At 65.9% G+C, this 15,175-nt stretch carries 17 protein-coding genes; 13 read left to right on the top strand and 4 right to left on the bottom strand.

Translation table 11 applies throughout. The annotated features are described in order from the left end of the window. Positions 1-2: 2 nt before the first annotated feature. The gene (gcvA, locus tag AC07Q9_RS09590) at positions 3-899 is read right to left on the bottom strand and encodes a transcriptional regulator GcvA (RefSeq protein WP_495309001.1); all 897 of its coding nucleotides are present in this window, start codon (positions 897-899) and stop codon (positions 3-5) included. 104 nt (positions 900-1,003) lie between these two features. Between gcvA and AC07Q9_RS09585 the strand changes: the two genes are divergently transcribed. The 7 genes from AC07Q9_RS09585 to AC07Q9_RS09555 are packed head-to-tail and all read left to right on the top strand — an operon-like array spanning position 1,004 to position 7,396. After that, positions 1,004-1,381 carry a Zn-ribbon domain-containing OB-fold protein gene (locus AC07Q9_RS09585; protein WP_495308999.1) on the top strand — a complete coding sequence of 126 codons (378 nt, stop codon included), beginning with the start codon at positions 1,004-1,006 and terminating at the stop codon, positions 1,379-1,381. Beyond that, a complete protein-coding gene (locus AC07Q9_RS09580; RefSeq protein WP_495308997.1) occupies positions 1,378-2,514 on the top strand; it encodes a thiolase family protein in 1,137 nt (378 codons plus the stop codon). The genes AC07Q9_RS09585 and AC07Q9_RS09580 overlap by 4 nt, the downstream gene beginning before the upstream one ends. Positions 2,515-2,528: 14 nt before the next feature. After that, positions 2,529-3,302, top strand: coding sequence for an SDR family NAD(P)-dependent oxidoreductase (locus tag AC07Q9_RS09575; protein WP_495308995.1), 774 nt, complete (start codon positions 2,529-2,531; stop codon positions 3,300-3,302). Positions 3,303-3,330: 28 nt separating this feature from the next. Further along, complete coding sequence (locus tag AC07Q9_RS09570; RefSeq protein ID WP_495308993.1) at positions 3,331-4,302, top strand: Bug family tripartite tricarboxylate transporter substrate binding protein; 972 nt, start codon at positions 3,331-3,333, stop codon at positions 4,300-4,302. Positions 4,303-4,320: 18 nt separating this feature from the next. Continuing rightward, the gene (locus tag AC07Q9_RS09565) at positions 4,321-5,508 is read left to right on the top strand and encodes a CaiB/BaiF CoA transferase family protein (RefSeq protein ID WP_495308992.1); all 1,188 of its coding nucleotides are present in this window, start codon (positions 4,321-4,323) and stop codon (positions 5,506-5,508) included. After that, on the top strand, positions 5,499-6,275 hold the full coding sequence (locus AC07Q9_RS09560; RefSeq protein WP_495308990.1) for an enoyl-CoA hydratase/isomerase family protein: 777 nt from the start codon (positions 5,499-5,501) through the stop codon (positions 6,273-6,275). Before AC07Q9_RS09565 ends, AC07Q9_RS09560 begins: the two co-directional genes overlap by 10 nt. A gap of 38 nt (positions 6,276-6,313) precedes the next feature. Next, positions 6,314-7,396: a phosphotransferase gene (locus AC07Q9_RS09555; protein WP_495308988.1), complete on the top strand. Its 1,083-nt coding sequence runs from the start codon at positions 6,314-6,316 to the stop codon at positions 7,394-7,396. A gap of 39 nt (positions 7,397-7,435) precedes the next feature. Here the strand turns inward: AC07Q9_RS09555 and AC07Q9_RS09550 are convergent, their stop codons facing one another. Genes AC07Q9_RS09550 through AC07Q9_RS09540 form a run of 3 tightly spaced genes read right to left on the bottom strand, consistent with a single transcriptional unit; the run spans position 7,436 to position 9,119 of the window. Further along, a complete protein-coding gene (locus AC07Q9_RS09550) occupies positions 7,436-7,915 on the bottom strand; it encodes a hypothetical protein (RefSeq protein WP_139702312.1) in 480 nt (159 codons plus the stop codon). Between the two features lie 36 nt (positions 7,916-7,951). Then, positions 7,952-8,350 (bottom strand): GlcG/HbpS family heme-binding protein, encoded by a 399-nt coding sequence (locus tag AC07Q9_RS09545; RefSeq protein ID WP_495308986.1) that lies wholly within the window; start codon positions 8,348-8,350, stop codon positions 7,952-7,954. Next, entirely contained in the window at positions 8,343-9,119 is a 777-nt protein-coding gene (locus AC07Q9_RS09540; protein ID WP_062482489.1) for an SDR family oxidoreductase, read from the bottom strand. The genes AC07Q9_RS09545 and AC07Q9_RS09540 overlap by 8 nt, the downstream gene beginning before the upstream one ends. A gap of 83 nt (positions 9,120-9,202) precedes the next feature. Here AC07Q9_RS09540 and AC07Q9_RS09535 point away from each other — a divergent pair, with 83 nt between their 5' ends. The 6 genes from AC07Q9_RS09535 to AC07Q9_RS09510 all read left to right on the top strand — a co-directional run bounded on the left by AC07Q9_RS09535 (position 9,203) and on the right by AC07Q9_RS09510 (position 15,163). Continuing rightward, complete coding sequence (locus tag AC07Q9_RS09535; RefSeq protein WP_495309964.1) at positions 9,203-10,138, top strand: LysR family transcriptional regulator; 936 nt, start codon at positions 9,203-9,205, stop codon at positions 10,136-10,138. A gap of 385 nt (positions 10,139-10,523) precedes the next feature. Next, the gene (locus AC07Q9_RS09530; RefSeq protein ID WP_495308983.1) at positions 10,524-11,330 is read left to right on the top strand and encodes an ABC transporter ATP-binding protein; all 807 of its coding nucleotides are present in this window, start codon (positions 10,524-10,526) and stop codon (positions 11,328-11,330) included. Then, positions 11,327-12,040 (top strand): ABC transporter ATP-binding protein, encoded by a 714-nt coding sequence (locus tag AC07Q9_RS09525; protein ID WP_495308981.1) that lies wholly within the window; start codon positions 11,327-11,329, stop codon positions 12,038-12,040. The genes AC07Q9_RS09530 and AC07Q9_RS09525 overlap by 4 nt, the downstream gene beginning before the upstream one ends. Positions 12,041-12,042: 2 nt before the next feature. Beyond that, the gene (locus AC07Q9_RS09520) at positions 12,043-12,921 is read left to right on the top strand and encodes a branched-chain amino acid ABC transporter permease (RefSeq protein ID WP_495308978.1); all 879 of its coding nucleotides are present in this window, start codon (positions 12,043-12,045) and stop codon (positions 12,919-12,921) included. Beyond that, on the top strand, positions 12,918-13,937 hold the full coding sequence (locus AC07Q9_RS09515; protein WP_495308976.1) for a branched-chain amino acid ABC transporter permease: 1,020 nt from the start codon (positions 12,918-12,920) through the stop codon (positions 13,935-13,937). Before AC07Q9_RS09520 ends, AC07Q9_RS09515 begins: the two co-directional genes overlap by 4 nt. Continuing rightward, positions 13,934-15,163, top strand: a complete 1,230-nt coding sequence (locus AC07Q9_RS09510) for an ABC transporter substrate-binding protein (RefSeq protein ID WP_495263416.1) — start codon at positions 13,934-13,936, stop codon at positions 15,161-15,163. Before AC07Q9_RS09515 ends, AC07Q9_RS09510 begins: the two co-directional genes overlap by 4 nt. Positions 15,164-15,175 lie beyond the last annotated feature (12 nt).

Here is a 15,175-nt window from a genome sequence, read left to right as displayed (position 1 = left end):
GCTCAGGTGGTGCTGTTTCGCACCTCCTGCCGGATCCATTGAAGAAAGGATCCGAAGGCCGGTGTTGCCGCGCGCGCCGTGGACCACACGAGGTAGTAGCCGTTGTCGCTGCGCGCGACCAGGTCGAAGGGGGCGACGAGTGTGCCGACCTTGAGCAACTCCACAGCGTAGGCGCGCTGGACGACGGCGACACCCAGCCCATCGACAGCCCCCTGGATCGCCAGCGAGGAGTTCTCGAACGACAAGCGGCGCTTGGGCTTGAGCTTCGTCAACCCGGCGTGGTCGAGCCAGCGTTGCCAGTCGTCCATGCGACGCACGGAATGCAGGAGCGTCGCCTTCGACAGGTCGGCGGGTGTCGCGAGCGGGCATGTATCACGCAGGAACGCGGGGCTGCAGACGGGTTGGAAGGCGTCGTCGAACAACCTCAGACCGTCAAGGCCTGGAGGTACATCGGTTCCCATGAAGGAGGCCATGTCCACGTCCTCGGCTTCAAAGCGGATTTCGCGAAAGCTCGTCATGAGCTGGATGTCCAGCTCGGGATGTGCCCCGTGGAAACGGGACAGGCGGGGCACCAGCCACTTCTCTGCGAGCGTAGGCAGCAGGCACAGCTTGAGCGTGTCGTGACGCGGTCCGCGTGCGATGGCGTTCAGCGTCAGTTCGATCGTCTGAAATGCCTGCGTGAGCGCGGGCCGCAGCACCTGGCCCGCGTCCGTCAGTTCGACCGAGCGGCCCTTGCGCCGCAACAGCGGAACGCCCACGACTTCCTCGAGCAGTTTGACTTGCTGACTCACCGCGCCGGGCGTAACGCACAACTCCGCTGCCGCATTCGAGACGCTTTGATGGCGCGCGGTGGCTTCAAAGGCTCGCAGGCCGAGAAGGGGCAGGCGGCTACGGTTCATTTGATTTAGTACTTCTAAAAGGTGAGGAGGAAAAAACTGCCTTGTTTGAGGATGGTCAGCTACATAAACTGAAATCTAGCCAATCTAAAACGACGAGGCAAGACATGGAAATCACCAAGTACCCTGAACCGCACTTCCGCAATGATGCGGACGGCATGACGCTGCTGGGGGCGCGCTACCGCGACACCGGCGAGTTGCGCTTCCCACCACCCGAGTTTCTCCAGGCCGGAGAGGCCGCGGAGCCGGTCTCCATGGGCGCCAGCGGGCGTCTGTACACCTTCACCACGGTTCACCCCGCCAAGGCGGCCGCGTACGCGCTGGGCATGGTCGACTTCGACAACGGCCTGCGGGTGTTTGGCCGTCTGGCCTGGCCGGAGGGCAGCGAGCCCGCCATCGGTGACGTGGTGCATGCGGTTGCGTTCGCGCTCCCGGATGGCACGCCGGACTATGCCTTTGCACCGCTGAAGGGAGCCGCAGCATGAACGAGCCGTTGATCACCGGCGTCGGCATTTCCGACTTCGGCCGCTTCCCCCATCTCAACGAAGAGGCGCTCGCACAGGCAGCCATCCTGTCCGCGCTGAAGGATGCGGGTGTGGGCATGCGCGATGTGCAGGCCTTCTATTGCGGCAACGCCCTCGGCGGCCACCTGCCCGGCCAGCGCGCGCTGCGCGAGCTGGGTACCGGCGGCGAAGCCGTCTACAACATCGACAACGCCTGCTCGAGCGGGGCCACCGCGTTTCACCTGGCGCTGCAGGCGCTTCGTGCCGGACAGTACGAGACGGTGCTGGTCTTCGGCATGGACCACCTGAGCGGACTCGGCGGCGGCGCGCTGCCCATGAACGAACGCGACTGGAACAACCGGCGCGGAATGATCATGCCCGCGCTCTACGCGATGCGCGCGAAGCGCTACATGCACGAGCGCGGCGTGCCGGCCGAGGTGTTGGCGGATGTGGCGGTGAAGAATCGGCGCCACGGCATGCTCAATCCCATCGCGACCTTCTGTCGCCCCGTGACGCGCGAAGAGGTGTTGGCTTCGCGCATGGTGGCCGATCCGTTGACGCTGCTGCAGTGCTGCCCGGGTGTGGTGGACGGCGCTGCCGCACTGGTGCTCAGCACACGTCCTTCCCGGGGCACGGCCAAGCCGGTGCGCGTGCTGGCCTCGGTGGTGCAGTCGGGCCTGTTCGAGATCCACCAGGTGGACATGACCGAGGCGGAAATCACGCGGCGCGCGGCGCGGCTGGCGTACGAGCAGGCCGGTGTCGGCGCTGGCGATCTCAGCCTGATTGAGCTGCACGATGCCTTCACCATTTCCGAGCTGCTGTACTACGAGGCACTCGGCCTGTGTGAGCCTGGGGAAGGGCCGGGATTGCTGGCCAGCGGCGCCACGGCGCTCGGCGGGCGCATTCCCGTGAACGCGAGCGGCGGTTTGCTGGCCAAGGGGCATCCGCCTGGCGCCACGGGTGTCGCGCAGATCGTCGAACTGTGCGAGCAGCTGCAGCAGCGCGCCGACAAGCGGCAGGTGCAGGGCGCCCGCCTCGGGCTGAGCCAGGTGACAGGGGGCGGCATCTGGGGTGTGGACCATGCCGCGTGTTCCATTCACATCCTCGCTGCGTGAAGAAGGAGCCCGTGATGACAGACCACACCATCCCCAACGAGCTGACCGGCCTGACCGCCATCGTGACGGGCGGCGCCCGGGGCATCGGCCTCGGTATCGCCCGAAGCCTGGCCGAGGCCGGATGCCGCATTGCGCTGTGGGACATTGACGCAGACGCACTCCATGCCGCGACCGAAGAGCTCAGGGCAGAGGGCGCTGAGGTGTCCGCGCGTCGCGTGAGCGTGACGTCGCCAGAGGACGTCCAGGCCGCCACCTCCGAGCTCCTGGAGCGCAACGGGCGCATCGACGTGCTCGTCAACAACGCGGGCATCGGCGGCGACAAGCTCGTCACGAAGATGGAGCTCGACTTCTGGCAGCGTGTCATCGAGACCAACCTGACCTCGCAATTCATCTGCTGCAAGGCGGTGCTTCCGACGATGGTCGCGCAGAAGTTCGGCCGAATCATCAACCTGTCTTCGCGCGCCTGGCTGGGCAACCGCGGCCAAGCCAGCTACTCGGCGTCCAAGGGCGGTGTCGTCAGCCTGACCCGCAGCCTGGCGCTGGAGTTCGCGCGCAGCGGCGTCACGGCCAATGCCATTGCGCCAGGCATTGTGGAAACCCCGCTGTTCGGCACGCTCGCGGCCCAGGCTCAGGAAGACCTGAAGCGTACCGTTCCCATGCAGCGCATCGGCCAGGCCGAAGATGTCGCCAACGCGGTGCGCTTCTTCGCTTCGCCGGCGTCCAGCTATGTGACGGGGCAGGTGCTGTACGTGTGCGGCGGGCGTAGCCTGAGCAGCGCATCGGTCTGACACCGGCCTCACAAGGAAAGGAGACAACATGAAAAGAAGAGAGTTCACGTTGGCAGCCGCCGCCGCGCTGCTGGCACCGGCAGCGTCCGTGCGGGCAGACAACTACCCGTCGAAACCCGTGCGCCTGATCGTGCCGTATCCGCCCGGTGGTGGCACCGACACCGTGGCCCGCGCTGTGTTCGAGCGTGTCGCCACGCTCATGGGGCAGCCTTTCGTGGTGGACAACAAGGCCGGCGCCGGCACCACCATCGGCCTGGGCGAACTGGCGCGGTCCCGCCCCGATGGCTACACCGTCGGCGTCGGCGGCACCAGCGACCCGCTGCTGCCCCTTCTGTACGACAGGCTGGCGTTCAATCCCTCGGCCGACCTGACGTTCGTGGCCACGCTGGCGACGGTGCCGATCGTGCTGGCTGCCGGCCCGAGCATTCCTGCCAAGACCCTGCAGGAACTGCTCGCCGCCGGGCGCGCAAAGGGGGCGCAACCGCTGGCCTATGCCTCGCCCGGGACTGCCTCGCCGCACCATCTGGCAGGCATCTATCTGGGCGAGATGGCGGGCCTTCCGCTGGTGCATGTGCCGTACAAGGGCACCTCGCAGGCGCTGACCGATCTGGTCGGTGGTCACGTGCCGCTCGCCATGCTGGGCCTGCCTTCGGCCTTGCCGTTCGCACGCCAGGGCAAGCTGAAGATCCTCGGCGTCGCGACCGCGCAGCGCTCCGCCCTGGCGCCCGAGATTCCCACCATCAGCGAGAGCGGGGTGCCGGGCTTCAATGCCGGTTACTGGTGGCATGTGACCGTGCCGACCGGCACGCCGCAAGCAGTCATCGCGCAGCTGCGCGATGCCGTGGACAAGACACTGCGCACCCCGGCGCTGACCGAGTCCCTGCTCAAGAGCGGCTTCGAGCCGATGCTGCTGTCGCCCGCCGAGGCGGAGAAGGCACTCAGGGAGGACACCGCCAAGTGGACGAAGGTGATCCGCGCGAACAACCTTCGCGGCGGCTGACCGAGGAGACGAACCGACATGCTTGGAGACTCCCTCAACGGCATCCGCGTCATCGACTTCACCCAGGTCGCCGCAGGACCGGTGTGCACGCAGACACTCGCCGACCTCGGCGCGGATGTCATCAAGATAGAGGCGCCCACGGGCGAGCTGTGCCGCGCGCTGGCGCCTTTCGTCGAAGGGCAGAGCCTCGGATTCATGGCGCTCAACGGCAACAAGCGCAGCGTGGCGCTCGACCTCAAGAATCCGCAGCAGCGCGAAGCGGCGCTCCAGCTCGCCGCCGACGCGGACGTGGTGGTCGAGAGCTTCCGTCCCGGCGTGATGCAGCGGCTCGGGCTGGGCTACGAGGATGTGCGGCAACGCAATCCGGGCGTCATCTATTGCTCCGTCTCTGCTTACGGGCAGGAGGGGGCGTGGCAGCACAAGCCAGGCGTTGATGGCGTGCTACAGGCGGTCTCCGGCCTGATGAGCGTGACGGGCTTGCCGGAGGCACCGCCATGCAAGGTGCAGGTGCCGGTCGTCGACATGGTGACCGGCTACGTCGCCGCCATCGGCGTGCTGGGAGCGCTGGCGCGGCGCCGACGTGAGGGAGAGGGCGATCGCGAAGGCCAATGGATCGACGCCAGCATGTTCGCGTCCGCCATCGCGTTGCAGCAGATGAGTTTCGCCAGCTACTTCGCCGACGGGGTTCCCCCGGCGCGCATCGGCAGCGCCGCGCCCTATGCCGCGCCCAACGAGGCGCTGCGTTGTGCGGATGGCTGGATCATGCTTGCCGCCTACCACCCGTCGCGCTGGGAGGCGCTGTGCGGTGTCCTCGAATGCCCCGGGCTGCTGACCGACCCACGCTTTCGCGAACTGTCGGGCCGCATTGCGCACCGTCGCGAGCTGGTGCAGTTGCTGGAGGAGCGCATGACGCGCCGCCCGCGCGCCGAATGGCTGAAGCGCTTCGAGGCGGTGGACATCATCTGCGCGCCGATCAACGACTACTCGGAAGTCATCGCCTCGCCGGCATTCGCGGATGCGAGGTTGTCCGAGACGGTGCGCCATCCGATTGCCGGCGAACTGACCCTGCCCGCAACGCCGTTGCGCGCGGTGGGCGAGGTGCCGCGCGCCCGGCGTCCCGCACCCCTCGTGGGCGAGCACACCCGCGAGGTGTTGCGTGCCGCCGGGCTCGCTCACGACAACGAAGGAGACACGACATGCCCGTGACGCTCGAGGTGCGCGATTTCATCGCCACCGTGACCCTGAATCGCCCGGAAGCGATGAACGCGATCGACCCGGAGTCCGCCGCGCAGTTGCACGAAGCCTGGAACGAGATATCGGTTCGCAAGGACGTGCGGGTCGGCATTCTCACGGGAGCGGGCGAACGGGCCTTCTGTACCGGCGCCGATCTGAAGAAGACCATGCCGCCCGCAGAGAGCTTTGCCGAACTGCATTTCGGCTCGAGCGCCGGCCTCCCGCCCGTGTCGACCCTGCAGACGCCCAAGCCGATGATCGCGGCGATCAACGGCTTCGCGTTGGGAGGCGGGCTCGAGATGGCGATGCTCTGCGACATCCGGATCGCCGCGAGCACCGCGGTATTCGGCCTGCCGGAGGTCTGCATCGGGAGCATCCCGGCCGGCGGTGGGACGCAGCGCATCGTGCGCGCGGTGGGCCAGTCGGACGCGATGCTGCTGCTGTTGACCGGCGAGCGTATCGACGCCCAGGAAGCGTTGCGCATTGGCCTGGTCAGCCGGGTGGTGGCGCCACCGGATCTCGCGGCGGCCGCGCGGTCGATCGCCCAGCGCATCGCCTCGAATGCACCCCTGGCCGTGGTCACCGCCAAGAGGCTCGCCCAGGTCGGCCGCGAGCTGCCGTTGACCGCCGGCCTCGAATTGGAGCAGCAGAGCTTCGGCAACCTGCGCGATTCCGACGATCGGATCGAAGGGCGCCGTGCTTTCGCCGAGAAGCGCGCGCCGAGTTTTCAGGGGCGCTGAGCCGCGCGAGCTGCGCCGACCAAGAACATTGGAGAGACATGACCCAGGACGCTGAAAATTTCGCCGGCACTCGTGCCATCGCCCTGCAGCACCGGTTCGACGTGAACGCGCTCGCTGCCTGGCTCGAAAGCAACCTCGATGGCTTCGCCGGACCACTTGCCGTGGAGATGTTCAGCGGAGGGCAGTCCAACCCGACCTACAAGCTGGTGACGCCCACGCGAAGCTACGTGATGCGCGCCAAACCGGGCCCCGCGGCGAAGCTGCTGCCTTCCGCGCACGCGGTGGAGCGCGAGTTCAAGGTCATGCGTGCCTTTGCCGGGACCGACGTGCCGGTGCCGCGCGTGTACTGCCTGTGCGAAGACGAGTCGGTCATCGGCCGTGCGTTCTGCATCATGGAGTTCGTCCAGGGCCGCGTGCTGTGGGACCAGTCCCAGCCAGGCATGAGCAACGTAGAGCGCGCAGCGATCTACGACGAGATGAACCGCGTGATTGCAGCCCTGCATGCGGTGAAGTTCGCGAAGCATGGCCTCGCCGATTTCGGAAGGCCCGGCAACTATCTCGAGCGCCAGATCGGCCGCTGGAGCAAGCAGTACGTTGCATCTGCCACTCAGGAGATTCCCGAGATGGAGCGGTTGATGGCGTGGTTGCCGGCGCACGTGCCCGAAAGTGCGCACGATGAACGGATGGTCTCGATCGCGCACGGCGACTTCCGCCTCGACAACCTGATCTTTCACCCCACCGAGCCACGCGCGATCGCCGTGCTCGACTGGGAGCTGTCCACGCTCGGCCATCCGCTCGCGGACTTCAGCTACCACTGCATGTCGTGGCACATCACGCCCCGGATGTTTCGCGGCATCGGCGGACTCGACCTGGAGCGCCTGGGCATTCCGACCGAGAGCGACTACATCCGCAGGTACTGCGATCGCACCGGCATCACGACGCCCGAAGCGCTGGCGCCGGACTGGAACTTCTACCTGGCCTACAACCTGTTCCGCATGGCGGCGATCCTGCAGGGCATCGCCAAGCGGGTCGAGGCGGGCACGGCGTCGAGCGCGCAGGCCGAGGCCGGGGGTGTGCGGCCGATGGCTGAACTGGCGTGGCGTTTCGCGCAGCGGGCCTGAGCACGATGGCGGCCTGCTGGACTCCTTGCCCGTACGGGTTCAGAGCGACTGCAGCCAGGAGAGGTAGCCGGCAGCTCGCCGTTCCGCGCTGCCGTCGAGAAGGAAGATCATTGCCGCCTGCACCGCAAGACCAGCTCCCGCGCCTTGCCAGACGGAGCTCTGCGGCGCCAGGATGACGAGCAGGATCCCGGCTGCGGCGAGCGCGAACTCGATCCAGCGATTCCTCGCAAATTCGTTCATGACGACCTGCATGCGAGGAATTTCCTCGATGCCCAGGCGCACGCGCTCGTTTGCGACGATGTGCTGGACGCGCGCGAGGTCTTGCGGGCTGCGCCACCAGACGGAGCCGCCGACACCCAGCTGGACCAGCGCCGCCAAGACAAGCGGGCCCGCCGCACCGCGCCAGAACGCGCTGTGGCGCCAGGTCCATGCGGCCACGGCGATCGCGGTCACCGCGACGGCGACGAACATCAGGCCACCCCATCGCTCCGCATGGAAGTAGGTCTCGGCCGTGTTCATCCGAAGGTCCGGCGCGGGGAGCCGCTGCATCACGCCTCAGGCCACGGCCGCTCTGGCGAGGGCGGCGTCCTGCTCCGGCGTTCCACCGGACACCCCGAGCGCTCCGGTCAGTGCCCCCTCCGCGTCGAAGATCGGCAGGCCGCCGCCCATCAACAGCAGGCCGCCTGCATGGACGTGGTCGAAGTGCGGGACCGGGGCCCCTACCTGCAGCGGTGCGTTCAGCGATTCGCTGGGCATGCGGAACATCACCGACGCACGCGCCTTGGCCAGCGCCAGTTCGTTCGACGCCAGCCATGCGTCGTCCATGCGCGAGAAGGTCACGAGGTTGGCGCCGCGATCCAGGATCGCGAACACCGCGTTGAGGCCCGCATCCTTCGCCGCCTGGCGGCCGCGGGCCACGATGCGATGCGCCTCGTCGATGGAAATGTCAGGCATTCTGGGTCCACTCCGTCTCCTGCCATTGCTTGGCCACGTCGACCGTCGCGAACGGGCGCATCGTGCGATACAGGTGTTCCTTGGCAGGGATGATCTCGACCATCGCGTCGATCATTTCCTGCGGGTCTTCCTGGTTGGCCAGGCCTTCGGTGAAGTCGGGCATCGGAACGACCGCGGTCTTGGGGTCGTACCACTGGACATGGCTTTCCACGCCCGTGTCGTTGAACCCGGTGAGGAAGGCGCCCGGATTGACGGTGGCCACCTTGACACCGAAGGGCGCGAGCTCGACCTTCATCGAGCCGGCGATGGCCTCGATCGCGTGCTTGGTCGCGCAGTAGATGCCAAGGAACGGCACCACCAGGATGCCGCCCATGGACGAGGTCCACACCACCTTGCCGGCGCGGCGGGCCACCATCTTGGGCACGATGGCCTGGACCAGTTCGAGGTGCCCGAACACGTTGATGTCGAACGACTCGCGCGCCCGCTGCATCGGGATGTCGGTGATCGGACCGGCCTCCATGACGCCGGCATTGAGCACCAGCACGTCAGGGTCGAAGGAGCCCGCGTGGGCGATGTCGATCTTGTCGAGCAGGTTGAGTTTGATCACCTCCAACTCGACGCCTGCTTCGGCCGCATCGGCACGCAGTTCGCGAACCTGCGGCCATGTTTCGGCGCCGGCCACCACCTTGTGGCCGAGCCGCGCCAATGCAATGGCCGTGCCGCGGCCGAAACCTGAGCTTGCGCCCGTCATCAAGATCTTCTGGGACATGAATGAGTACCTGCGAGTGAATCGTGCATTCAGTCTAGGAAGCCCGTACGATCAAAACAATCCCATCAATTCTTGTTGTGCCGGTGAATCCCATTCATCAATTCAAGGGCTGTGACCTGCTCTCCCTGAATGTGTTCCTTGCCGTCGCGGCGCATGCCAGTTTTCGCGAGGCAGGCAAGGAACTCGGCATCACCGCATCGGCGGTGAGCCATTCCATCAAGGTGCTGGAGCAGCGCCTGTCGGTCAGGCTGCTCAACCGGACCACGCGCAGCGTGTCGCTGACCGATGCAGGGGAGCGATTGGCGGCCACGCTGCGGCCCGCACTCTCGTCAGTGGCCGGCGCCCTGCAGGAGATCGACAGCTTCGGCGGCATCCCGAGCGGCACCCTGCGGATCAATTCCAGCGAAGGCGCGGTCCGCCTGGTGCTGCAACCGGTGCTGGCGCGCTTTCTGCGCGAGAACCCGCAGGTTCACCTCGACATCGTGTGCGACGGAAAGCTCAGCGACATCGTGGCCCACGGTTTCGATGCGGGCATCCGGCTGGCGGAGGCCGTCCCGCAGGACATGGTGTCGATCCGCGTGGGTGCACCGGTGCGTTTCGCCGCGGTGGCTTCGCCGGGCTATCTGGCGGCACGTGGACGACCTGCCGTGCCGCAGGATCTGCAGGGCCATGACTGCATCCGCTTCCGCTTCGACAGCGGAGCGATCTATCGCTGGGAGTTCGAGCACCACGGGAATGCCGAGACCGTCAACGTCAACGGTCCGCTCACCCTGACCGACCAGCCCTTGATGGTCGATGCAGCCATCGACGGCATCGGCATCGCCTTCGTGCCCGATCACCTCGCAGCCAGCGCGCTGAGCGACGGGCGACTCGAGCGTGTGCTGGATGCGTGGTGCCCGGCATATCCAGGCCTGTGCCTCTACTACCCCGGCCACCGGCATGTTTCCAGCGCGTTGCGCGCACTGATCGCGATGCTGCGCGAGGCGCTCCAGAACGACGTGCAGCACGAGCGCGCCTGAATTCGTGCGCGTGAGCGCAGGGCGCGCAGTCGTCTGCGCAGCCACGATTTTTCTCAGCTGAATCCGCGGTCGAAAGGGACGCTCTCGGCATCTCCCTGGGGCGGAGGTCCCTCGTCATTTCAACGCACCGAAGCCTTGCGTATCGCTGCACGAACGACACCCATGAACCCCGCGGCATCGAGGGTGAAAAGGGCAGGGTCGTTTCAATAGAACTAAAGACAAGGCAGATTATTTGTGCATTGTTCCGGCAGTGCGCGCGGCCTAAAGTTCCCGCACCGAACAACGAAGAGACAAGCTTTCTCTGCAAGGAGGAAGTCAACGCGAATGCAACCGGTGCATGTGGGCTTCCGCCTGCAAAGCCGTGCACTGCGCGTGTGCGAATGCCATGAACCCTTCCCTGGAATCGATCACCCGGCCCGACCCGAACGCACCGCTGCTGCGTGTGCGTGAGGTGGTCGTCAGGTTTGGCGGCATCGTCGCGCTCGATCAAGTGAGCTTCGATGTTCCCAAGCAGAAGATCGTTGGACTCATCGGGCCCAACGGCGCGGGAAAGACCACGCTGTTCAACTGCCTGAGCAGACTGTACGAGACCACTTCCGGCGGCATCGAACTCGACGGCCTTTCCATCCTGGACCTGCCGGCCCATGCGATGGCGGCACGCGGCATCGGACGCACGTTCCAGAACCTCGCGCTGTTCCCGAGTGCGACCGTGTTCGAGAACATCCTCATCGGCTGCCATACGCGCAAGCACGGCAATCTCCTGGCCGACATGCTCAGCCTGCGGCGCAGCCGGCATGTCAACCGCGCGGCGGCTGCCGTGGCGAACGAACTGATCGCCTATTTGCGACTGGGCGACGTCGCGCACCGCAAGGTCGCGGAGTTGCCCTTCGGCACGCAAAAGCGCGTGGAGTTCGCGCGAGCGCTGGCGATGAAGCCCCGGCTGCTGCTGCTCGACGAGCCGGCTTGCGGCCTGAACCACGAAGAAGTCGAGGGCCTGGCCGAGCTCATCCGCGGGACGCAGCGTGACTTCGACCTGACGGTGTTGCTGGTGGAGCACCACATGGGCCTGGTGATGGGCATCTCGGACTGGATCGTTGCACTCAACTTCGGCCGCAGGATCGCCGCCGGGACACCTGCCCAGGTGCAGGCGAGCCCGGAGGTCATCGCGGCATACCTGGGGGAATCCAAATGACGCCGCTGCTGCAGGTGAAGAAGTTGTCCGCCTCCTACGGGGCCATCACGGTGCTGCACGGCATTGACCTCGACGTGAAGCGCGGCAGCGTCACGGCGCTGCTTGGCGCCAACGGAGCGGGCAAGACGAGCGCGCTGAGAGCCATCTGCGGTCTGTTGACGCGCAAGGGATCCATGGAGCTGGACGGCAGGCCGCTCACAGGCATGGGCACGGAGGACATCGCCCGCCTGGGCATCAGCCACGTGCCCGATGGGCGCGGCACCTTCACCCATCTGAGTGTCGAGGACAACCTGCGCCTGGGCGGGATCTTCCAGAAAGACAAGAAGCAACTGGCGTCCGACATCGAGCGGATGTACGCGTACTTCCCGATCCTCAAGGCGCGCCGCCTGCAGCAAGCCGGCCTGCTTTCGGGGGGGGAGCAACAGATGCTTGCCGTGGGCAGGGCTTTGATGTCGCACCCGCGCTTGCTGCTGCTCGACGAGCCGTCATTTGGCCTGGCGCCCAAGGTTGTCGCGGAGATCTTCGCGATCTTCCGCCAGCTCAACGAGAAGGAGGGGCTGAGCATTCTGCTGGTCGAACAGAACGCCGCCCTGGCCCTCGAAATTGCGCAGGAAGCCTACCTGATCGAGACCGGCCGCATCGTCTTCTCGGGTTGCGCCGCCAGCGTGCAGAACAACGAAGACATCCGTCGCGCATACCTGGGAGGCTGAACATGGAACTGCTCATTCAACAGGTCACCGCCGGTCTTGCGACCGGTGCCATCTATGCCTGCGTCGCGCTGGCGATCGTCATGATCTACCGGGCCATCGGCCACGTGAATTTCGCGCAGGGCGAGATGGCGATGGTCTCGACCTACCTGGCCTGGCAGCTCATCGAGTTCGGACTGCCGTACCGGCTGGCTTTCGTTCTGACGTTGGTGCTGTCCTTCGTGCTGGGCGCCATGGTCCAGCACCTGCTCATCCGCCGGATCCGCAACGCATCGGACATCAACCAGATCATCGTCTTCATCGGCGTGCTGCTGGTGCTCAACAGTGTGGCCGGGTTCATCTGGAGCTACACCGTCAAGCCGTTCCCTTCGCCCTTCGGGACGGCACCTTTCATGGGCAGCCCCCTGGCCAGCGCGCACCAGGTGGGAATGATCGGTGTGATCCTCGTCGTGCTGCTGCTGCTGTTCCTTTTCTTCCGCTTCACCCGCACCGGTCTGGCGATGCGCGCGGCGGTGAGCAATCCGAACTCCGCGCGATTGCTGGGCATCCGGGTCAAGGCGCTCGAAGCACTGGGGTGGGGCATGGCCGCCAGCATCGGGGCCATCGCCGGCATCCTGGTGGCGCCCATCGTTTTTCTCGAACCGAACATGATGGCCGGCATCGTCATCTACGGCTTTGCAGGTGCCGTGCTCGGCGGCTTGAACAGCCTGCTCGGCGCGCTGATCGGCGGGCTGCTTCTGGGCGTGCTGGAAAACCTCATCAGCACCTTCGTTCCGGTCGTCGGCGGGGAACTGAAGTCCACCATCGCACTGATCGCGATCGTGGTCGTGCTTCTGGTCCGTCCGCAGGGCCTCATCGGCAAGCCAACAACGCACAGGGTATGACCGCTTCATCCAACTCCCGCTCCCCAGCCGGCCGGTACGGCCCTGTGATCGCGATCCTCATTGCTGTTCTGGTGCCCGTGCTGGCGAAGGACTTCCTCGTCTTCCAGGCAACGCAACTGATGGTCTATGCCATTGCCATCATGGGCTTGAACATTCTGGTCGGCATCAACGGGCAGCTCTCGCTGGGGCATGGCGCTTTCTATGCATTGGGCGCCTACACCGTCGCCATCCTCATGGACGGCTACGGAATGCCCTATGGGTGGGCGCTGCCCGTCGCGGCGTTGATCACTTTCGCCGCGGGCTTTGCCTTCGGACTGCCGGCGCTTCGCCTGGAAGGCATCTACCTCGCGCTGGCCACTTTCACGCTCGCCATTGCGCTGCCTCAGATCCTGAAGCTGTCGGTGCTCGACCCGTGGACCGGCGGCGTGCAGGGCATCTCCATCGCGAAGCCGGAGGCGCCCGCGTTCCTGCCGCTCAATGCGGACCAGTGGCTGTATGTGCTGACCCTGGCCATCACGTGTCTTGTCTATTGGCTGGCCAGGAACCTGATCGGCAGCAGGACGGGGCGCGCGCTGATGGCGGTGAAGGACAACGCGCTGGCCGCTCGCACGATGGGCATCAACGTCGCGCTCTACAAGACGCTGGCGTTTTCTGTCAGCGCCTGCTTCACCGGTATCGCGGGGGGACTCAGCGCGATCGTCGTCCAGTACGTCTCGCCGGACAGCTTCAGTTTCTACCTGTCGGTGGCCATCCTGGTCGGGCTCGTGGTCGGCGGCGTCGGCTGGCTGCCGGGCGCCTTTCTCGGTGCCGCCTTCATCCTCTTCGTGCCCAACATCGCCGAGGGCGTGTCCAAGGGCCTGTCGGGCGCCGTCTACGGCGTGCTGCTCATCGCACTCATCGTGCTGCGCCCCGGCGGCTCGGCAGGGTTCGGCGCCGCCTGGCGCGGACTGCTTTCACGCACCGGGCGCACGACGCGCCAGATATCGCTTTCACAAGAAAAGGAGACAGGATCTTGAACACGCACACGCGCTTTTCCAGAAGAACCGGCCTCACGGCCCTGGCCGCACTGCTGATAGGGGGGCCGCTGACCGGACGGGCTCAGAAACGATACGGCCCCGGCGTCACCGACACCGAGATCAAGATCGGCAACACCAGCCCTTACAGCGGCCCGGGGTCGGCCTACGGCGCGATCGCGAAGATGCATGCGGCGTACTTCAGGATGATCAACGAGAAGGGCGGGGTCAACGGCCGCCGGATCAACTACCTTTCCTACGACGATGCATTGAGCCCACCCAAGACCGTCGAGCAGACGCGCAAGCTGGTCGAGCAGGACCAGGTGCTCGCCGTGTTCAATTCGGTCGGCACCGCAGCCAACCTGGCGGTGCAGAAGTACCTGAACAACAAGAAGGTGCCGCAGCTCATGATCGGCGCCGGCTCGACGCGGCTGATCGATCCGAAGACCTTCCCCTGGACCATCGGCTGGCAGCCGACGTACCACAGCGAAGGCGCGATCTACGCGAAGTACATCCTGGCCAACATCCCCGATGCGCGGGTCGCCATCCTGTCGCAGAACGACGATTTCGGTCGCGACTATCTCGGCGGCCTCAAGGCGGGATTCGGCGACAAGGCCAAGAGCCTGATCGTCTCGGAGACCACCTACGAGCCCACGGACGCCACCGTCGACTCGCAGATCCTCAAGATGAAGGCGTCGGGTGCCAACGTCCTGGTGAACATCACCACGCCGAAGTTCGCCGCCCAGACCATCAAGAAGGTGGCCGAGATCGGCTGGAAGCCGACGCACTTCCTGACCAGCATCTCGATCTCGATGGGCGCCGTGATGCGGCCCGCGGGCCTGGAGAACGGGCAGGGGATCATCAGCGCGGCCTACCTGATGGAGGCGACCGACGACCGCTGGAAGGACTACCCCGAGATGCGGGAGTGGAACGCCTTCATGGACAAGTACCTGCCCGACGCCAACAAGGCCGACTGGATGAACGTCTTCGGCTATGTGGCTGCGCAGGCCTTGGTGCATGTGCTGCAGCAGTGCGGCGACGACCTCTCGCGCGAGAACCTGATGAAGCAGGCCGCCAGCATGAAGAACGTGCGCTTCAAGCTGATGCTGCCGGGCATCTTCGCCAACAGCAGTGACAAGAACTTCTTCCCGGTGCGGCAGCTGCAGATGGTGCGGCTGAATGGCCAGAAATGGGAGCCGTTCGGCTCCGTCATGGGCAGCGACGAATAGACCACGGAATCC

The organism is Variovorax sp. GW821-FHT09A10 (assembly GCF_059418385.1).
The sequence above is the reverse complement of the archived record's forward strand: the minus strand, read 5'-3'. Positions and strand labels throughout refer to the sequence as shown.